Annotated in this window: 16 protein-coding genes; 4 read left to right on the forward strand and 12 right to left on the reverse strand. The window is 62.5% G+C overall.

What is annotated here, in order from left to right:
* The first annotated feature begins 35 nt into the window (after positions 1–35).
* Complete coding sequence (locus tag H3U89_RS02575; protein WP_232345454.1) at positions 36–713, forward strand: gluconokinase; 678 nt, start codon at positions 36–38, stop codon at positions 711–713.
* A gap of 9 nt (positions 714–722) precedes the next feature.
* Positions 723–1679: a phosphogluconate dehydrogenase (NAD(+)-dependent, decarboxylating) gene (gene gnd, locus H3U89_RS02580; RefSeq protein WP_332460527.1), complete on the forward strand. Its 957-nt coding sequence runs from the start codon at positions 723–725 to the stop codon at positions 1677–1679.
* Here gnd and H3U89_RS02585 read toward each other — a convergent pair.
* The 4 genes from H3U89_RS02585 to H3U89_RS02600 form a co-directional block, all read right to left on the reverse strand.
* On the reverse strand, positions 1669–2598 hold the full coding sequence (locus H3U89_RS02585; RefSeq protein ID WP_198178605.1) for a family 43 glycosylhydrolase: 930 nt from the start codon (positions 2596–2598) through the stop codon (positions 1669–1671). The two genes, gnd and H3U89_RS02585, sit on opposite strands and share 11 nt — an antisense overlap.
* 83 nt (positions 2599–2681) lie before the next feature.
* Positions 2682–3539: a carbohydrate ABC transporter permease gene (locus tag H3U89_RS02590; protein WP_198176926.1), complete on the reverse strand. Its 858-nt coding sequence runs from the start codon at positions 3537–3539 to the stop codon at positions 2682–2684.
* Complete coding sequence (locus H3U89_RS02595) at positions 3536–4465, reverse strand: carbohydrate ABC transporter permease (protein WP_183122227.1); 930 nt, start codon at positions 4463–4465, stop codon at positions 3536–3538. The genes H3U89_RS02590 and H3U89_RS02595 overlap by 4 nt, the downstream gene beginning before the upstream one ends.
* Positions 4466–4478: 13 nt before the next feature.
* Positions 4479–5729 carry an ABC transporter substrate-binding protein gene (locus tag H3U89_RS02600; RefSeq protein ID WP_198178604.1) on the reverse strand — a complete coding sequence of 417 codons (1251 nt, stop codon included), beginning with the start codon at positions 5727–5729 and terminating at the stop codon, positions 4479–4481.
* A gap of 185 nt (positions 5730–5914) precedes the next feature.
* On the opposite strand from H3U89_RS02600, the gene H3U89_RS02605 reads away from it, so the two are divergent.
* The gene (locus H3U89_RS02605; protein ID WP_198178603.1) at positions 5915–6949 is read left to right on the forward strand and encodes a LacI family DNA-binding transcriptional regulator; all 1035 of its coding nucleotides are present in this window, start codon (positions 5915–5917) and stop codon (positions 6947–6949) included.
* 69 nt (positions 6950–7018) lie between these two features.
* Here H3U89_RS02605 and gndA read toward each other — a convergent pair whose 3' ends face one another.
* From gndA to H3U89_RS02620, 3 genes are all read right to left on the reverse strand, one after another.
* Positions 7019–8485, reverse strand: a complete 1467-nt coding sequence (gene gndA, locus H3U89_RS02610) for an NADP-dependent phosphogluconate dehydrogenase (protein ID WP_198178602.1) — start codon at positions 8483–8485, stop codon at positions 7019–7021.
* A 112-nt stretch (positions 8486–8597) separates the two neighbouring features.
* Positions 8598–10919, reverse strand: coding sequence for a KUP/HAK/KT family potassium transporter (locus H3U89_RS02615; protein WP_198178601.1), 2322 nt, complete (start codon positions 10917–10919; stop codon positions 8598–8600).
* 175 nt (positions 10920–11094) lie between these two features.
* Positions 11095–12051, reverse strand: coding sequence for a TatD family hydrolase (locus H3U89_RS02620; RefSeq protein WP_198178600.1), 957 nt, complete (start codon positions 12049–12051; stop codon positions 11095–11097).
* Between the two features lie 198 nt (positions 12052–12249).
* On the opposite strand from H3U89_RS02620, the gene H3U89_RS02625 reads away from it, so the two are divergent.
* Positions 12250–13314, forward strand: coding sequence for a glycoside hydrolase family 43 protein (locus tag H3U89_RS02625; RefSeq protein ID WP_198178599.1), 1065 nt, complete (start codon positions 12250–12252; stop codon positions 13312–13314).
* Between the two features lie 117 nt (positions 13315–13431).
* Here H3U89_RS02625 and H3U89_RS02630 read toward each other — a convergent pair whose 3' ends face one another.
* The 5 genes from H3U89_RS02630 to H3U89_RS02650 form a co-directional block, all read right to left on the reverse strand.
* Positions 13432–14163 (reverse strand): hypothetical protein, encoded by a 732-nt coding sequence (locus H3U89_RS02630; RefSeq protein WP_198178598.1) that lies wholly within the window; start codon positions 14161–14163, stop codon positions 13432–13434.
* Between the two features lie 164 nt (positions 14164–14327).
* Positions 14328–15209 (reverse strand): carbohydrate ABC transporter permease, encoded by an 882-nt coding sequence (locus tag H3U89_RS02635; protein WP_198176935.1) that lies wholly within the window; start codon positions 15207–15209, stop codon positions 14328–14330.
* A complete protein-coding gene (locus tag H3U89_RS02640; RefSeq protein WP_045934946.1) occupies positions 15206–16156 on the reverse strand; it encodes a carbohydrate ABC transporter permease in 951 nt (316 codons plus the stop codon). The genes H3U89_RS02635 and H3U89_RS02640 overlap by 4 nt, the downstream gene beginning before the upstream one ends.
* 112 nt (positions 16157–16268) lie before the next feature.
* Positions 16269–17588, reverse strand: coding sequence for an ABC transporter substrate-binding protein (locus H3U89_RS02645; protein ID WP_045934945.1), 1320 nt, complete (start codon positions 17586–17588; stop codon positions 16269–16271).
* Positions 17589–17816: 228 nt separating this feature from the next.
* Positions 17817–18809: a glycoside hydrolase family 43 protein gene (locus H3U89_RS02650; RefSeq protein ID WP_198178597.1), complete on the reverse strand. Its 993-nt coding sequence runs from the start codon at positions 18807–18809 to the stop codon at positions 17817–17819.
* Between the last annotated feature and the right edge of the window lie 90 nt (positions 18810–18899).

Here is an 18899-nt window from a genome sequence, read left to right on the forward strand (position 1 = left end):
CATCATTGCCGGATCACTTTTCAGAAAGGTTGCACATGGTCGACACATCGTTGAAGAATTCAGACGCACTGAGCGCAGAAGTCCACCCGGAACCCCAGGTGCCCTCAGCAGTGGACAACACGGTTCCCCCGGATTACTTCCAAGGCCGCACCCCTGTTCTGGTCATCATGGGGGTCGCCGGCTGCGGCAAGACCACCATGAACGAGCACCTGGGCAACAAGCTGGGTTGGGACATGGCCGAGGCCGACGACTTCCACCCCCAGGCCAACATCGACAAGATGGCCCGTGGCATCCCCCTGAACGACCAGGACCGATGGCCCTGGCTGGACAGCATCCATGAATGGATTGAGGACCACATACGCCGTGGGGTGCCTGGGACCGTCACCTGCTCGGCCCTGAAGCGGATCTATCGTGACCGGCTGCGGATGCCGGGCGTGGTCTTCATCCACCTGAGCGGGGACTACGACTCCATCATGGAACGGCTCTCCAAGCGGAAGGGCCACTTCATGAAGCCGCAGATGCTGCGCTCCCAGTTCGATGACCTGGAGCCCCTGGGACCGGACGAGGTTCACCTGACCATCGACGTGGGTCTGCGCATGTCTCCTGAGATCGAGGCCGAAGAGGTCATCGACACCCTGGGCCTGCAGTGCGACGTCAAGGCGCACACCACCCAGGTCCAGGCCGAGCGCGCCCGGCAGGCAGCCCGCCAGTAGCACCGACAAATCGGCCCGACCGCGGCCGACCACCAACCATCGCGGTCAACTTCACACTGTTGCAGTCAATGGAGAGGAACTGACACTATGAAGATTGGCATGATCGGCCTGGGACGCATGGGCAAGAACATGGCGGACCGCCTGCGCACCGGCGGCCACCAGGTGGTCGGCTACGACATCGCGCCGGACTCGGGCAGGGATGTGGACAGCCTTGGGGCCCTGGTCCAGGCCCTGGAGGCCCCCCGGGTAATCTGGGTCATGGTCCCGGCCGGCAAGCCCATCGAGTCCACTCTTGATCAGTTGGGCGAGCTGATGGAGCGCGGCGACCTGGTCGTGGATGGGGGCAACACCCGCTTCACCCAGGACCAGGAGCACGCCCAAGCCTTGGCCGCCAAGGGCATAGGCCTGGTGGACGTGGGCACCTCCAACGGCATCTGGGGCAAAGAGAAGGGCTATGCCCTGATGGTCGGCGGATCGGACCAGGACGTGGCCCGGATCCAGCCCGTTCTGGACACCCTGAAGCCCGAGGGCGACTATGGTCTGGTCCACGCAGGAGGCACCGGTGCAGGCCACTATGCCAAGATGGTCCACAACGGCATCGAGTACGGAATGATGCAGGCCCTGGCCGAGGGGTATGCGGTCCTGGAGGCCTCCGACCTGATCAAGGAGCCGGGCGAAGTGGTGGAGTCCTGGCGCAAGGGCTCGGTCATCCAGTCCTGGCTGCTGGACCTGCTGGCCCAGGCTCTGAAGGAGGACCCGCACCTGAGCGGAATCGCCGGCAAAGCCGATGAGACCGGCGAGACCAAGTGGATGATTGCGGATGCCCTGGAACTGGGAGTACCCACACCGGCCATCACCTCGGCCCTCTACGCCCGCCAGTCCTCCAAGATCGAGGACCCCATGACCATGAAGGTGGTCTCCGCCCTGCGCAGCGCCTTCGGCGGCCACCCCATCGTCAGGGAGTGACCGGATTCCGGGCCGGATACCAGTAGGATCCCACCTGCGGACGGACCTGGACCAGGGCGCCGTCATCAGTGAAGTTCAGGGGGGCAAAGACGATTTCGCGATGGCAACCGTCACCCTGGCCGTCCCTGGCGAATCTGTGGTAGGCCACAATCCAGTCGTCCCGGCCCGGCACACGGGTGATGCAGTGGTGCCCAGTAGCCAGAATCCCCTTGGCACGATCGGCCTTTATCAGAATCTGAGGCGCGGTCCAGGGCCCATCCAGCGATGGCGCGCTGGACCAGCGGATCCGGTAGCTCGGATCCCTGGTGTCGTTCTCCGACCAGGAGGCATAGTAGGTGTCCCCACGTCGGCAGATGGTGACGGCCTCGCGGAAGTTGTCAGGCACGGCGGAGCGCACTGAGCCATCTTCCAGACGCAGGCCGTCCGGACTCAGCCGCGCCATGTAGGCACGGCCATTGCCCCAGAGCAGATAGGGCACATCGCCGTCATCCACAAAGACCGAGGGATCGATGGGCAGGCAGTCGTAGTCCCCCCGGGCGATGAATGGCTCCTGGGCCGCCCGGAAGGGACCGGCTGGCCCAGGAGCGACGGCCTGGCCTATCTGCCCGTCGGCCACAAAATACAGGATGCAGCGTCCCCGGCGCACCAACAGGCAGGGAGCCCAGGCACCCTGTCCCCCATGCCACCAGGGAACCTGGTCCAGGTCCAGGATTTTTCTGCGGGTCCAGTGGCACAGGTCCCCTGATTCATAGACGTAGAAGGCATGCGAGGACCATTCAGGCAGACCATCCTCGGTGCAATAGAGGTACCAGCGGTCCCCGATCATGACCAGATCCGGGTCCGCGCAGTAGCGATGCAGGGGGTTGCTCGCCAATCCCGTCCCCTCCGACCCTTGATGTGTGCTTGCGAATTCCTGCATGGATTTTGACTCCGATCCTTCATGAATGCGGCGGCCGGAACCTCCGACCGCCGCCATTGACTACGACCTTCCGATGGGCCGCCTTACCCCTTGACCGCACCGGCAACCAGTCCGGAGACGATCCACTTCTGGCAGAAGATGAAGAAGACGAAGACCGGAATCAGGGCCAGGACCGTAATGGTCATGAAGCTAGGCCAATCTGTGGTGAACTGGCCGACTGCGTTATAGACCTGCAGAACGATGGTGCGCAGGTTGGAGCTGCTGATGAAGACGTTGGCCGTCATGAAGTCGTTCCAGGTCGACATGGTCTGGAAGACCACCACCGTGGTCAGGATGGGCCTGATCAGGGGCAGCACGATGCTCCAGAAGATCCTTAGGGGGCCGGCCCCGTCGATCCTGGCGGCCTCGATGACCTCGAAGGGCAGGGACTGCATGTAGCCCACGATCAGGAAGTAGCAGAAGACCGCCCCGCCCAGGTACATGATGATCAGACCCAGGAGCGTGTTGACCAGCCCCACGCTGGACTCCATCCGGTAGAGGGGGATCAGGGTGGACTGGGTGGGAATGACGAAGGCGATCATGAGGATCACCCCGATGACCGAGGTGAAGATCGACTTGCGCAGAATCATCCCGTAGGCAGCCAGAGCTCCGATCAGCACCTGGAAGAGAACGCCGAAGAAGGTGACGATCAGGGTGTTGACCAGGCTGCGGACGATGGGCACCGTGGCGAAGGCCCGCGTGTAGTTGCGCAGCGTCCACTGCTTGGGCAGACCCAGTGGATTGGTGGCCATATCGGGCACGGTCTTGAAAGTGTTGATCAGGATGTACCAGAGGGGCACGGCGCAGATCAGGGCAATGATCAGGACCACCACGCTCCTGATCACCGAACGCCGCCGTTCCCGCTGGCTCAGAGTCAGGGTCGAGCTCTTGCTGCTGCTCATTGGAACCTCCTGGAAATCAGACTGGCGGCGCCCATCTGAGCGAAGACCACCAGGGCCGTGGCCACGGTGAACAGGACCGCCAGGGCCGAGCCCAGCCCGTACTGGGACTGGCCGATGCCCTGCTGAATGATGGACTGGGTCACCGTATAGGTGGAGTACCCGGGGCCGCCCTTGGTCATGGTGTAGGGCAGGTCGTAGACCTTGAGGCCTCCTGACATAAGCAGGAAGCTGGAGGTGACGATGCCTGGGATCAGCTGGGGCAGGGTGATGTGGACGAACTGCTGGCGGCTGCTTGCCCCGTCCACCGTGGCCTGCTCATAGAGGTCTCCGGGAATGGACTGCAGGAAGGCCAGGTAGAGTGTGGCATGCCAGCCGATCTGCGCCCAGACTGCGATAAAGATGACGCAGCACCGGGCCAGGGTCGAATTGGACAGCCAGGGCACCGGTCCCAGGCCGAAGACGCCCAGGATGGTGTTGAAGACACCTGACTTCATGGGCGAGAAGATGTACTTCCAGACCATGCCCATGATGGCCAGCGAAGGCACGCTGAAGAAGAAGAACAGGGAACGGGCGAAGTTGCGGCCCCAGAACTTCCGGTTCAGGGTGACGGCCAGGGGGATGGCGAAGATGGTCACCAGAACCGTCTGGGCCACGGCATACAGGATGGTGAACACCAGACCCTGCATGGTCGAGGAATCGGTGAACACGCTGTGATAGTTCTTCCAGCCCACATAGTGCATGTTCAGGCTGTAGCCGTTGAAGTCGGTCACCGAGTAGATGATGGTCTGCACCAGCGGCACCGCGAAGAGGATGACGAAGACGGCCAGAATGGGCAGGAGGAACCAGAAAGAGGTCAGATCCTGCCGCAGGCCGACCATGCGCCGCCGATGGGCGTTGGCACGTTCTGCCGAGGATTGGGAAGCCATGTTCCAGCCCTTCCTACTTGACCGAGGCCATCTTGTCGTCGATGGCCTTGGCCCACTGATCCAGATTGATGGACCCCTGCACCAGCTGCTGGGTCTCGGACTGGCGGACCGTGGTCAGCACATCAGGCTTGGCATAGAAGTTCATCAACAGGAAGTAATGGCCCGGCTGCACGTTGGCTCGATAGACCTGCTCGTACTCGGGCTTGACCTTGGCCTTGAACCCCTGGACGGTGATGGCATCCCCGTTGTCGGCCGAACGCTGCAGGGCCCAGTGGCTGTCCATGAAGGCCAGGAACTTCCGGGCGGCCTTGAGCTTGTCGCCCTTGAGATGGGAGTAGATGGCGTAGGCAGGCGATGGCGATCCCTGGGCGTAATTGACCATGCCCTTCTCCATGAGCGGCATGGGGGCCATGCCATACTTGAGCCCGGCCTGGCCGATGGATGGCAGGTCCCAGGGGCCGGTGCAGATCATGGCCACCTGGCCATTGATGAACTGGGTCTTCATGTCGTCGCCGCTGATGCCGACCGTATCCCGGGTGACCAGGCCCTGGTCGTAGAGCTTCATCCAGGCCGCAGCCGCCTCGCGTTGGTCGCTGCCGGGCTTTTGGGGGCGACGGTCGATCAGACTGGTCACATCGACCTTGTCCCTGTCGAACTGCGAGCCCATGAAGGCATCGGGAATCCTGCTGGGGCCATCGGCGATGGTCTCCAGGAAGGGCGTGACCCCGGCGGCCTTGAGCTTCTTGCACAGCTGCAGGAACCCGTCCCAGGTCTCCGGAACCTCCTTGGCGCCAGCCTTGGCCAGCAGGTCCTTGTTGTAGACGATGCCGGAGGCCCAGGAGGACACAGACATACCGTAGACCTTGCCCTCATGACTGACGAAGTCCTTGTTGGCCTGGGAGATGTTGCGCATGAAGGGCTCGTTGGTCAGGTCCCGCACGTAGCCGTTCTTGATCAGGTCGGCCTTGTTCTCGGAGGTGATGATGAACACATCCGGGGCCTGGTTGCCGACCAGTCGGGTCTGCAGGGTCTGGATGTACTCGGGGGTCGGCGGCGAGTAGCTGAAGTCCACCTTGATCCCCGGGTTCTGTTGCTCGAATTGGTCGATGTATGGCCTCATGACCTGTTCGTTGTTCCATGACAGGAAGGTCAGCGTGGTCTTGGACCCGTCAGCGCCACCAGCCCCGCAGGCACCCATGGCCGACACCAACACGCCGACCCCCAACGCCGCAGCTATGCCCTTCCATGCTCGCTTCAGCTTCATGACTCCTCCTTGCAATCAATCCTCTGAACATCCGTCCGGGCTGTTCAACGTCGAGACCCGGGAATTGACACGATTCAACTGCTGTCACAATATGGTATAGCACGTTGGTTGAATCGTGTCAATTATATGCCGACAAGGCCACCCGGGTGCCTAAGATGATGGCTGAACCCCGGGAAAGGTGCGAGATGGTGACGATGAGCGATGTGGCCAAGGAGGCGCAGGTCTCTCGGGCCACTGCCTCCTATGCCCTTCGAGGCGATAGACGCATAGCGGATGACACCAGGCGCAGGGTCCTGCTTGCCGCCCACAAGCTCCGCTACTCGGCCAACCTGTCGGCCAGAAGCCTGCGCTCAGGCAAGAGCGGCATCATCGGCGTGGCCATCTTCGAGCTGGACAAGCCTTACCCTTCGCAGATGAGCGCGGCCATCTCCCGGCAGATCAATGCCCACGGCATGCAGGCCATCATCCAGCAGACCTCCAACTCCAAACAGGACGAGGTCTCCATCCTCCGGCATGTGACCAGCCAACTCTGCGACGGGACCATCTTCAGCCCAGGCAGCATCACCAATGAGGAGATGCAGGAGCTGGCCGATGGCAAGCCTCTGGTCCTGCTGGACGACCCCTCAGCCGAGCCGGTCTTCGATTCGGTCATGACGGCCGGATTCGAGGGAGCCGCCATGGCCGTGCGGCACCTGTTGGACTGCGGATGCCGACGGATAGGCGTGGTGGGTGCCGACATGGCGGACAGCACCGATCCGGTCCAACGGCACTCGGTCCGTGGCCGCAGGGTGGCCGGCTGCCTGAAGACCCTTAAAGCCGCCGGAATCAAGGCCCGGCGCGAAGACTTCCTGCCCCTGGAGCGCTGGGACGGGGAGATGGCCCGCGACCTGGGCCATCATCTGACGGACACGTCCGACCTGCCCTTTGACGGCATCTTCTGCATGACCGACTCCCTGGCCCTGGGCCTGATCCGAGGACTGCACGAATGCGGCGTGGAGGTTCCCCGGGACTTGGCCGTTGTGGGATTCGACGGCATCCAGGAGGGAGAGTCCTATATCCCTTCGCTGACCACCATCAGCACCGACAAGGAGGACCTGGCCCGCAAGGCGGTGGATGCCCTCCTGGCCCGTCTGCAGGGCGAGGACGATGATCGTCCTCCCACTCGGACGACTGCCGCATGCCGACTGGTGGTCCGGGAATCCACAGCCAGGATCCGCTGACAGGATGGCAGAAGGGTCCGCACTGCCGTCTCAGCGGCTGTACGGACCCTTGCGATTCCGGCGAGAAGCTCAGTCCTGCTTGATCTCGGACTTGTCCTCGGCCCAGAGGGTGTGGAAGGCGCCTGGCTGATCCACGCGCCCATAGGTGTGGGCGCCGAAGAGGTCGCGCTGCCCCTGGATCAGGGCGGCGGGGAGCCTATCGGAACGCAGCCCGTCGTAGTAGGACAGCGAGCTGGCGAAGACGGGGATGGGGATGCCGGACTGGGTGGCGCGGGCCACGACACGCCGCCAGGAATCCTGGGCCTGCTCGACCGCCTGTTTGAAGAAGGGGTCGAAGAGCAGTGAGCCCGGCTCACGGCCAGAGGCGTAAGCATCGGAGATCCGGTTCAGGAACTTGGCCCGGATGATGCAGCCGCCACGCCAGATGCGGGCGATGGCCCCCATGTCCAGCTTCCAGCCATAGACCCGGGCGCCCTCCTGCATCTCGTTGAATCCCTGGGCATAGGCCACGATCTTGGAAGCGTAGAGAGCCTGGCGAATGTCCTCGATGAAGGACTTGCGGGCCTCGGAATCGGCGGCCAGGTCGGCCATGACGGCCTTGGGCTGCGGACCCTTCAGGCCCTCCTGGGCAGCCTGGCTGCGCAGCTCGGGCGAGGAGGACAGCCCCCGCGCGAAGACGGCCTCGCCGATGCCGGTCACGGGCACGGCCAAATCCAGCGCGGTCTGCACGGTCCAGGTGCCGGTGCCCTTCATGCCAGCCTGGTCGGTGACGATGTCAATGAAGGGCTTGCCGGTGGCGGCATCGGTGTGGTGGAGCACCTCGGCGGTGATCTGCACCAGGTAGGAGTTCAAATCCCCCCGGTTCCACTCCTCGAAGACCTGGGCGATGGCCTCGGGCTCCATGCCCAGGCCCCTACGCATCAGGTCATAGGACTCGGCGATAACCTGCATATCGGCGTATTCGATGCCATTGTGGACCATCTTGACGAAGTGGCCCGCCCCATCGGTGCCGATGTGGGTGACGCAGGGTTCGCCATCGACCTTGGCGGCGATGGACTCCAGGATGGGTCCCAGGGTCTTCCATGACTCATCGGTCCCGCCGGGCATCATGGAGGGACCCAGGAGGGCGCCCTGCTCGCCTCCGGAGACTCCGCAACCCACGAAGTGCAGCCCACGGGCCCTGATGGCCTTCTCACGGCGGATGGTGTCCTTGAAGTAGGCGTTGCCGGCATCCACGATGATGTCACCCGGCTCCATCAGGTCGGCCAGGTCGTTGATCATCTGGTCGGTGGGATCCCCGGCCTTGACCATGATGATGGCCGTGCGGGGCTTGGTCAGCGAGGCCACGAACTCCTGCAGGGTCTTGGCCGGAACGAAGTGGCCCTCCTGGCCATGATCGTGGATCAGGGTCTCGGTACGCGAATAGTGGCGGTTGTAGACCGCTACGGTATTGCCGTGCCGTGCCAGGTTCCTGGACAGGCTGGCACCCATGGCGGCCAGACCCACGACTCCGATATTGGCTTGAGCTTGTGTCATCACATCACCTTTCGACGGTAGCCCGGAAAGGCCGGGCACCAGGTTCCATGCCGTCAATTCTATGGCCCGGACCCGATTTGAGCCAGGCTCCATAGGGTGAGATTCCACTCACTCAGCCCTTGTGATGCTTGCCGCCCTTGATCTTGCGGGATGGCAGGACCACGCGCGTCAGCTTGGGAACCGCCCGCGTGGAGACGAACAGGGGCTGCACTTCCACGATGGGGTTGTAGGGAGCCAGACCAAACCACTTGATCGGCGAGCCCGCCACCTTGCGGATGGCGTACTTGACCTTCAGCGAGAAGGCACCGCGGGAGTCGATCTTGGACTCGGGCATCAGGGCCTTGTGGACCAGCACATAGGTGACTGTGCCGATCTGTGGGTCCTCGTCCACCTTGGGGTAGATGGAGGGCTGCTTGGGCAGCTCGCCGCTATCGATCAGCTCGTGCATGATCTGGTGCAGGTAGGTGGCCACATTCTGGTCCACCTTGAAGCCCAGCCTCATGCGCACGCGGAAGAGGTAGTTGGTGCCGAAGTTCTCCACCGAGTACTTGCGGGTGTAGGGGGCGTCCGTGGTCTGGACCGAGACCGCCCACCAGGCCCGGGCCCGCTTGGGTCGGTTGGCGAAGATGGAGAAGAAGATGTCGGTGTCCAGCCGCCGCATCTCCGCGTCCGAGGTCAGATAGACCAGGTTGTCCGCATAGTAGGGGACGCGGAAGTCGTTGTGGAGCATCTCCAGGGCGGGCAGGCACTCCTTGGCCGTCATATGCCGCCGCTGCGAGCGCTCCACCTTGGTGCCCACGTCCCAGGTGTACATGATGTAGAGGATGGCCGCGGTCAGCAGCATGGTGAACCAGCCACCGTGCATGAACTTGGCCATGGAGGCCATGAAGAAGAGGATCTGGATGGCCAGGAAGACCAGGGCGAAGAGCAGGGAGAGCGCCCTCTTGCCGTCATGCCAGATGTAGTCGGCCAGCAGGACGGTTGTGGTGATCATGGTCACCGTCAGGGCCAGTCCGTAGGCGGCCGAAATGTGCTCGGAATCCTTGAAGATGGCCAGCACAGTCAGCGTGGCCACGCACAGAACCCAGTTGATGGTGGGGATGTAGAGCTGGCCGCGGGTACGCGCCGGGTAGCGCACCTGCAGGTGGGGCATCCAGTTGAGTCCGGTGGCCTCCGAGACCATGGTGAAGGCGCCCGTGATGAGGGCCTGCGAGGCGATGACACCGGCCGTCACCGACAGGAGGACCGCCACGTAACGCACGGTGGTGGGCATCATCTGGAAGAAGGGGTTGAGCCCGTCCACACCTTGCAGTGCCTTATTGTCGCTGTTGCGCAGGATCCAGGCCCCCTGGCCGAAGTAATTGAAGACCAGGGCGACGTTGATGAAGGGCCAGGTGGCATAGATGTTGCCACGGCCCACGTGGCCCATATCGGAATAAAGAGCCTCGGCTCCCGTGGTCGACAGGAAGACCGTGCCCATGATGGTCAGGCCCACCGGGTTCTGCGGACTGAAGAGGAAGCGAATCCCGTAGACCGGATTCAGGGCCTCGAAGATGGACCAGTCGTTGTCTATGCAGTAGATGCCGATCAGGGCCAGGAAGGCGAACCAGACCATGACCACGCTGCCGAAGACCTTGCCGATCCGCTCAGTTCCACGCGACTGGACCGCAAACAGGATCAGGATGATCACGAAGGTGATGACCATGGTCAGATTTCCGTTTTCACGGAAGATCGGAGTCAGCACAGGGATGGTCTTGAGGCCTTCCACTGCCGAGGATATGGAGACCGCGGGGGTCAGCACCGAGTCAGCCAGGAAGGCTGCGCCACCGACCATGGCAGGGATGGCCAGCCATTTGCCGTAGTGCCGGACCAGGGTGTACAGGGCAAAGATGCCGCCCTCGCCCTTGTTGTCGATGCGCATGGCCACCAGAACGTATTTGACCGTGGTGATCAGCGTGATGGACCAGAAGACCAGGGAGAGCATGCCAAGCACGGCCGCCCTGTCCACACGGGCCATGCCGCCCTGCCCGGCCACGAAGGCCTGCATGGTGTACAGGGGCGAGGTGCCGATGTCGCCGTAGACCACGCCCAGGGCCACGATGCACATGCCCAGGCTGATCCTGTCCGGCGAGGACTGCACCCGCCGCCACCAGCGGCCCAGAGGGCCCTTCGGCGGGGTACGGCGACGCTGGGCCGCCCTCTGGGCTTCGCGCCGGACCCGCTTGAGCTCGTTCTCCTCCTCGCGCGTGCGGGACTTGGCTGAGATCTTGGGAGCCTTGGTAAAGCTCTCCGGAGGAAGTATCGATTCTTTCGTCAGCCGACCCTTACGAGAGGCTGCCGTCGGCTTCGCCGCTTTTTCACCGGATAACCGGGGTGGTTCGTCAGCGCCCCTGCCATCATCCTGAGCCGCCAACTCATGCCGCTCATCCGCCATAGAGCCCTCCATCGGCCAATGCCTTCACTCATCTACTTCCGGGTGCCGTATGTTGCTGTTTGCGCACACGTGCGACGACAACCGTAGCACTCTCCCCCCACACTTGGCAGGGGCGATTCAGACCGCGACACACCATTAGCTTAATCCCGGTCCGGCACCGTCCGTCCAACATCCCTCACAGGCCGTAAACCCGGCGCGTGGTGGCTGCCGTCGCTTTGGCCACCTGTTCCAGGGGGCAGTCCAAGGCATCGGCCATGGCACGCAGGGTGTAGGGAATCATGTAGGGGGAGTTGGTACGTCCCCGGTAGGGCATGGGACTCAAATAGGGTGCATCGGTCTCCACCATGATGTGGTCCATGCCGACCACGGACAGGGCCTGCCGGATTCCCTCGTTGCCCTTATAGGAGACCGTCCCCGAGAAACTCAGATACCAGCCATGCTCGGCAGCCACCTGGGCCATCCGTGCATCCCCCGAATAGGAGTGGAAGATTGTGAACCCGGGAGCGCCGTCCTCCAGCAGGGTCTCAATGACCTGGCGGTGGGCGTCGCGGTCGTGGATCTGCATGGGCAGGTCCAGCTCCTTGGCCAAGGCGATGTGATCGCGGAAGGCCTGCCGCTGGATCTCTTCGGCCCCCTGACCGGTCCGGAAGAGGTCCATGCCCGTTTCCCCGATGGCCACCACCTGATCGGGATATGCGCGAGCCAGGCGGGCGACCTCCTCAAGCGCCTGCTCGAAGGTGACCTCATGCCAGGGCTGATATTTCAGTGGCAGGCCGTCCGGTCCCGGCACCCCCCGATGGCCGTGAAGGACTGCCTCATTGGGGTGGATGGCCAGGGCCGCGTGGACCACCCCGGGATGGGCCAGGGCCAGGTCCACAGCCGTCTGCAGGTGGGGCAGCTCGCAGCCTACGTCGATGGCCCCTATCACGCCCACAGCCCGGGCCCTTTCCAACTGCTGGTCGACCGTGCGGACGGGGACCGGATCCTGCCCGCGCTCCCTGGCCTGCCGATCCATCTCCTGGGCGAAGGGGACCACGGAGGCCATGTGGGTGTGATCGTCAATGACTCCAATGCCTTCGGGCAGCGGCTCGGGGTCGGGAGCCCAGCTGCGGTCGCGATGATGCCTGCTCATGGTCCACAGTCTAGGAACCCGTGCGGCCCAAACCACGACCCGCCCGGACGGCCGCTCCGCCAAAGGGAGGGTCGGCAGCTAGAATCGCTCATGACGGCCCCGGAACGGCCGGAACGGAAGAGCGAAGAAGCGCCCGTCGTCCGTCCCGCCAGTCCCCCGCCGTTGCGGTACCGTTGCCGTAAGCAGGAAAGGTAAAACATGTCTACGGATTGGCAACCCTCGTTGGAGGCGACAAGCGCCTACCTCTTCGTCCACTTCACCGGCCACGAACAGGCTGAGACGGACGAGCAGCTCTACTTCGCCCTCAGCCGCGATGGCCTGCATTGGCATGACCTGCGGGCCCTGGGAGACCCGGTGCTGACCTGGAGCGAGGGCGAGGGCGGCGTGCGCGACCCCTATGTCGTCCGGGGACCAGACGGCCTCTTCCACATCATCGCCACCGATCTGTCCGTCTACCACAGGGGCGGCTGGCAGGAGGGCCGGGCCACCGTGAACGGATCCACCGGCCTGGTCATCTGGGATTCGCCTGATCTGGCCCACTGGGGCAGGCCCCGCCTGGTGGATGTGGCCTCGGCCATTCCCAGGGCCGGCATGGCCTGGGCACCGGAGGCCTGCTGGGATGCCGACAGGGAGCAATGGATAGTCTTCTGGGCCACGGCGGCGGCCGACAGCGCCGAAGATCCGGCTGCAGCCGATCTGGCCAACGAGCTGGGCGACGGCATCAACATGTACTACGCCACCAGCACCGATCTGATCACCTTCTCCCGCCCGGTCAAGTGGATCGACCGCAGCGACGGAATCATCGACACGACCATGCTCAAGGCGCCCGACGGCTGGTGGTACCGGGCCTCCAAGGATGACCAGATCACCCTGGAACGCACGCACAACCCCTATGCGGTCACCCATGAGCTGGTGCGCACGGACGACGATCAGGCCTGGTCATATCTGTCCAACCTGACCGACATCTTCGGCCAGGGACGCTACTCCTCACGCTATCTGGAGGGCCCCGAGCTCTTCCTCTACAACGATGCCGATGCCGCTGGACCTGACGGACGGGCCATGCCCTTCGGCCTGATCTGCGACCAGTTCGCGGAGGGCCGGGGCTACCTGCCCTTCCGCTCGGCGGATTTGTCATCCAGGCGGCAACAGGACTGGGCCTTGGTCACGGACATGGACTTCGGTCGGTTGACCAAGCGCCACGGCTCCATCATGCCCATCACTCAGAGCGAGTATCGGGTTTTGAAGCGGACCCTGACCCGCTGAACGGCTTCTCGGCAGGTTCGGGCACGCGTGAGTCCGTGCCTGTCAGTCGTGCCCACATGGGCGTAACGGCAATCCCCTCTCCATCCCATGCAGGTATATGAATAAATACTCGCCGACTCAGCCGAAGTCCATGTAGTCGACGAAGGCCCGGATGTAGGATACGGTGTCGGCTACGTTGCTCAGCCCCAGGATGGCATGATCGGGTAGCCCGGGCACCTGCCTCCAGCGTGATGATCGGGAGAGATCCAGACCCATGGCATGGGACGGATTCGATACCTGCCGGCCCTTGGAATCCACCAGAACGCCCTGTCCAGCCAATCGCCGCAGGTCGCCGTCCTTCAATCCTTGCGAGGGCTTAGCCACCAGCCCGCGCTCACACAGGGTCGGAAAGAGGTCTGTGGGGGCGATCACCATGTTGATCTGACCCGCAGTGACCTGGGTCAGGGCCTTGGCCGAATCGTCGTAGCCCTGGCCATTCAGGGTCAGGGTCGCCTCCATGTCGACCAGCCGACCATCCTTGATTCCCCTGTCGCGCATGAATCCCTGTTTGAGCCGGTCGAACCCCTCCTCCTGGGCGCTCATGTTGAAGCCCTGGACTGAAATAAGCGGGTCCGGCGGCCTGGTCAGTCTGGTGACGACCAGGCTGACCAGAAGGGCCAGTACCAGACCAGCGGTCAGAATACCCGGAAGGAAGTGCTGGGCGAAGTAGGGCCAACGCTTGCCCGGCGGCAATTGCCTGAAGATGGTCCACTTGGACTGACCGGCGTGGGGATCCGCCGATGCCAGAACCCCCAGGGCATCCTCCTGGTCGGAGCTCAGCCCATACTGATCATCCTGACGCTCATCCATGCCTGACCTCCCCGTCCATGACGCTCACCAGCCCAGTCTAGATTCGGAACAAACAAGGGGCCGACGGAGGGTGGTCATCCCCCGTCGGCCCCTTAGGCATCAAGCACAGCGACCCATCCTTCAACGGGCCCTGTACCTGGTGCCGATGATGTCTGCCTCGTCGCTCACTTGATGCCCGTCATGGCGATGCCCTGCACGAAGCTCTTCTGAATGAAGAAGAAGACGATCAGCAGAGGCAGCGCCGAAATCAGGGCACCTGCCATGACCACGCCGTAAGGCGTGACCGATGAGCCATGGCCGGTCAGCATGGCCAGACCGGCGGTGATGGTCCTGGTCTCCGGGCGGCTGGTCATGATCAATGGCCAGAGCAGGTCGTTCCAGTTGCCCATGAAGTTGAACATGGTCACCACCAGCACCGCGGACTTGGCGTTGGGCAGGATGATCTGCCAGAAGATGCGGAACTCACCGGCACCGTCGATGCGGGCCGCGTTGTCCAGATCCTTGGGCAGGGAGATGAAGAACTGCCGCAGCAGGAAGATGCCGCCCACATCAGCCAGCCTGGGGATGATGATGCCCCAGTAGGAGTTGACCAGACCCATGCTTGCCAGCAGCTTGTAGACCGGGATCAGCAGGGCCATGCCAGGGATCATCATGGTGGCGATCAGGATTCCCAGCAGGAAGCCGCGCCCCTTGAAGTCGATCCTGGAGAGCCCGTAGGCGGCCAGGGAGTCGAAGAAGACCGAGAAGACCGTCACGGCCCCGGCGAAGATCACTGTGTTCATCAGCTGCTTGCCGATGGGCATCCGCTGGAAGAGCGAGGTGTAGTTGTCCAGGGTGAACGAGGAGGGAATCACCTTGGGCGGCCAGGTCTGGGTCAGCTTGTTGGGCGTGAAGGAGGTGATCAGCACAATCAACAAGGGGAAGATGATGATCACCGTCATCAGGATCAGCAGGAAGTAGGTCAGGACCCTGGCCACCATGTGCCTGGCATGGGCCCTCCTGAGCAGCTTATCGTGCTCGATTGCGGTAGGAGTCGACTGGCTCATCCGATTTCCTCCTTCTCATGCTTGTTGTTCCAGACCAGCTGGATGACACCGATGATCAGCGTCATGATCAGCAGGACATAGGACAGGGCGGATGCATAGCCCATCTTGCCGTTGCCGAAGGCCTCGGTGTAGATACGGTAGACGATGGTCTCCGTGGCACGGTCGGGGCCTCCGGAGGTCAGGATGAAGACCTGGTCGAAGACCTGGAAGGATCCGATCAGTCCGAAGATGACCACGTAGTTGAAGGTAGGCAGCAGACCGGGCAGGGTGATGTGCAGGAAGCGCTGCCAGGCGTTGGCCCCATCCAGGGAGGCCGCCTCGTACAGGTCCGGGTTGATCCCCTGCAGACCGGCCAGGAAGATGACCATGAAATAGCCGAAGTTCTTCCAGACGGTGATGAAGATGATGGTGGCCAAGGCCGTGGACTTGGTTCCCAGCAGATCCATGTGCTGGATGCCGAAGAGCACCTTGCCCCAGTAAGGTATAAGACCCAGGGAGGGCGAGAGGATGAAGCTCCAGGCTATGGAGGCCACAGTCAGCGAGATGATGTAGGGCATGAACAGGCAGGTGCGGAAGAAACCGACCCCCTTGATGTCCTTGCGGTTGAGCAACAGGGCGAAAGCCAGGGCCACGATGACCACCAGCGGCGCGTAGGCGACCGCGTAGATGACCGTGTTGCGGAAGTCGGTCCAGAAGTCCGCGTTCGTGAAAAGCTCGGCATAGTTGTGCAGACCGACAAAGATGCCCTTGCGGTTGATGCGGTCTGTAGTCAGCGAGGTGAAGAAGGTCTTGATGGTCGGGTAAAAGACGAAGACCGACAGGACGATCAGGGCCGGGGCTATAAAGCTCAGCCCAATCCGGATATTGCGCCTTGAAAGGGTTTTCTTGTTGTCCTTGATGACCGCGTCGGCGCCCTGCGCGGGTGGGATCCCAGTGGTAGTGGACATAGGTACTCCAAAGTGCCGCCCGGACGCCGGGCCCGGGCGACGGTCAGCCATGAGGGGACCGGCCGGCGGCACTACTGGCCGCCAGACCGGCTCCTCAGGGGTGGATGGTCAATCAGTCCTCAGCCTTGTACTCGTCCAGATACTTCTGGATCTTGTTGGAGGCTTTGGACAGCGAGGCGGAAATGTCATCGTCGGTACGGGCGGTGTTCTGGGTCACCGAATCCAGGGTGGCCGAGATATCCCCGAAGCCGCCCTTGAGGCCGGCGATGCCGATGTAGGAGTTGTCCGTGTTCTCGGAGACCTTGGCGATCAGAGGGCGCTTGGAGAGCTCTTCGGTGGTCACGGTCTTGTTGTTCGGCGGATAGGCGGAGCCCAGGGACCACATGACCTGATTGTCATGGTTGTTGTAGTACTTGAAGAAGGCGTAGATGCCCTTCTTCTTGGCCTCGTCCTTGACCTGCGAGGTGACCCACCAATACAGTCCGGTTGAACCGGTGTTGGAGCCCTTCCTGCCGTCGGGGTAGACATAGGTGCCATCTCCGTTGGGTACGGGGAACAGATCGTGATTGATACCCTTGTCGGTGGCTGCCTGGTCCTCCCAGGGGCCGACGATGACCATGGCGGACTGGCCGGACTCGAAGGACTCGCGTGCAGCGGTGTCATCCATACCGGTCTTGGAGTAACCGCCCTTGTAGAACTCGCGCATCTTCTGCAGGAAGGCCTTGTTCTGCTCGGAATTGATGGTGACCTTGCCCTTGGTGTCGTAAAGACCGGTGCCGTTGCCCTTCATGAAGGCCGCCCATCCGGAGTCGGACAGGGCCATGCCGTACTGGGAACCGTCACCCTTGGTCAGCTTCTTGGCCACATCCAGGAGCTGGTCCCATGTCTTGGGATAGTCCTGATCGGTCAGACCGGCAGCCTTCCACATATCGGTGTTGTACCAGACGGTGGTGGGCGCGTAGCCCATGGGGACCGCGCACTGCTGCTTCTTGCCGTCAATGGTGAACTCGGTCTGCTTGGTCACGTTGGGCAGATAATTCTTGGTCTCGTTGGAGGGATCGTCATAGAAGTCCTGCACGCACTGGAAGGTGCCGTCGATGGACCAACCCTGACCGTTGTCGGCGCCGGTGGTGACGAAGTCGGGGCCGTCGCCCGAGGTGACCTTGGTGACCATGGTCTCGCCGATGGTGCTCCAGGGCTGCAGCTGGGCGTCGATGTGGTACTTCTTCTGCGACTTGTTGAAGTTCTCGACGATCTTCTTCAGAGTCTTGCCATCGGCCTCGGAGAATCCGTGCCACATGACAATGTTGGTGACGCCGTCCTTGCCCTTGGCATCCTTGCCACCACTGCCGGAACCGCAGGCCGAGAGCCCCACGGTGCTGAGCGTGGCGAGCGCGATTGCGGCTACCGCAGCCTTTCTGATTGCCTTCATTGTCTCTGTCCTTTCGACATCAAGCAACGGTTACAAAGGAACCGATGACGACCGGAACAACCATGTCCTGCCCATCTGGTCCAATGGCTTGCATCGCCTGGTCACGCTCCCAGATACGTGAACGTAGCCCACGCCTTTGTAAACCGACATCTTTCTAACGTTGCAAATTATATAATACTCGCTTCTCCAACGATGTACAAGCGTGTCGGGCATGGCCCGGCAATGCCCTCAATGACTGCCATCGGGAGGCAGGATCTGGCGGCTCGTCGGGGTCCACCGATCGTCAGGCAGAGGCCGTCCGAAGTCCGGGCCATGGTCGGTCCAGGTGACCAGTCCCACCCTGGCATGGCGGTTGGGATCGAAGAGTGGGTCCCCTTCGATATGCGTGTAGTTGCGGGCATGATAGACCATCAGGTCCTGGCTGCCGTCCTCGCTGACCGTGAAGCAGTTGTGGCCGGGCCCATACTGGTGGTTCTCCTCAGCCGTTTTGAAGACGGGATGATCGCTCTTGGTCCAGGAGGCCGGATCCAGCAGGTCGGCATCCTCACGGGCGGTCAGCATGCCCACTGCGTAGGGGACCCCGGTGCCCGAGGCTGAGTAGGTCAGGTAGATCATGCCCTGGTGAAGCAGAACGGCCGGCCCCTCGTTGACCTTGAAATCGATGCATTCCCAGTCATATTCGGGTTTGGAGAGCAGGACAGGATCGGTGGCCAACGTCCAAGGATCGGCCATACGGGCGATGTAGAGATTGGAATTGCCCTCGATGGCCGGATCCTTCTGGGCCCAGATCAGGTACTGACTGCCCCCGATCACCGTTGTGGTGGCATCCAGGGAGAAGGAATCGATCGAGGTATGGATCTGCCCCTTCTCGGTCCACTCGCCATCCATGGGGTCTTCGCCGGTATTCTCCAGTACGTACATGCGGTGGGTGGGCAGATCGGCAGAGCCGAAGTCCTCCTCTGCAGCCGCAAAGTAGATGTACCAGGCCCCATTGACCCGGTGGAGTTCGGGCGCCCAGATGTACCTGCTCATGGGACCGGACTCGTGCTTGCGCCAAATGGTGCGCTCAGGGGCGGCCTGCAGGTCGTCCAGCCTGGCGGCGGCGCGCAGGATGATCCTGTCGTAGGCCGGGTAGGAGGCGGTGAAATAGTAGAGGTCCCTGTGCTTGATGACCCAGGGATCGGCCCGCTGGAGTACCAGGGGATTGTGGTATGCGCTCATCATGTGTTCCTATCACGAAGACAGAGGTACTGGTCTGTATGACCAATATACAACGTTGAATATTAACGGGCCGCCACCCTCCGCCGGGCG

The organism is Bifidobacterium sp. W8104 (genome assembly GCF_016100735.1).
In the GTDB taxonomy this organism is placed as follows: domain Bacteria; phylum Actinomycetota; class Actinomycetes; order Actinomycetales; family Bifidobacteriaceae; genus Bombiscardovia; species Bombiscardovia choladohabitans.

Bases quoted from the DNA above. Each gene is read 5' to 3' on its own strand.
- H3U89_RS02575 (WP_232345454.1), top strand. From the start codon at position 36: ATGGTCGACACATCGTTGAAGAATTCAGACGCACTGAGCGCAGAAGTC.
- H3U89_RS02585 (WP_198178605.1), bottom strand. From the start codon at position 2,598: ATGCAGGAATTCGCAAGCACACATCAAGGGTCGGAGGGGACGGGATTG.
- H3U89_RS02590 (WP_198176926.1), bottom strand. From the start codon at position 3,539: ATGAGCAGCAGCAAGAGCTCGACCCTGACTCTGAGCCAGCGGGAACGG.
- H3U89_RS02595 (WP_183122227.1), bottom strand. From the start codon at position 4,465: ATGGCTTCCCAATCCTCGGCAGAACGTGCCAACGCCCATCGGCGGCGC.
- H3U89_RS02600 (WP_198178604.1), bottom strand. From the start codon at position 5,729: ATGAAGCTGAAGCGAGCATGGAAGGGCATAGCTGCGGCGTTGGGGGTC.
- H3U89_RS02605 (WP_198178603.1), top strand. From the start codon at position 5,915: ATGGTGACGATGAGCGATGTGGCCAAGGAGGCGCAGGTCTCTCGGGCC.
- gndA (WP_198178602.1), bottom strand. From the start codon at position 8,485: ATGACACAAGCTCAAGCCAATATCGGAGTCGTGGGTCTGGCCGCCATG.
- H3U89_RS02615 (WP_198178601.1), bottom strand. From the start codon at position 10,919: ATGGCGGATGAGCGGCATGAGTTGGCGGCTCAGGATGATGGCAGGGGC.
- H3U89_RS02620 (WP_198178600.1), bottom strand. From the start codon at position 12,051: ATGAGCAGGCATCATCGCGACCGCAGCTGGGCTCCCGACCCCGAGCCG.
- H3U89_RS02625 (WP_198178599.1), top strand. From the start codon at position 12,250: ATGTCTACGGATTGGCAACCCTCGTTGGAGGCGACAAGCGCCTACCTC.
- H3U89_RS02630 (WP_198178598.1), bottom strand. From the start codon at position 14,163: ATGGATGAGCGTCAGGATGATCAGTATGGGCTGAGCTCCGACCAGGAG.
- H3U89_RS02635 (WP_198176935.1), bottom strand. From the start codon at position 15,209: ATGAGCCAGTCGACTCCTACCGCAATCGAGCACGATAAGCTGCTCAGG.
- H3U89_RS02640 (WP_045934946.1), bottom strand. From the start codon at position 16,156: ATGTCCACTACCACTGGGATCCCACCCGCGCAGGGCGCCGACGCGGTC.
- H3U89_RS02645 (WP_045934945.1), bottom strand. From the start codon at position 17,588: ATGAAGGCAATCAGAAAGGCTGCGGTAGCCGCAATCGCGCTCGCCACG.
- H3U89_RS02650 (WP_198178597.1), bottom strand. From the start codon at position 18,809: ATGAGCGCATACCACAATCCCCTGGTACTCCAGCGGGCCGATCCCTGG.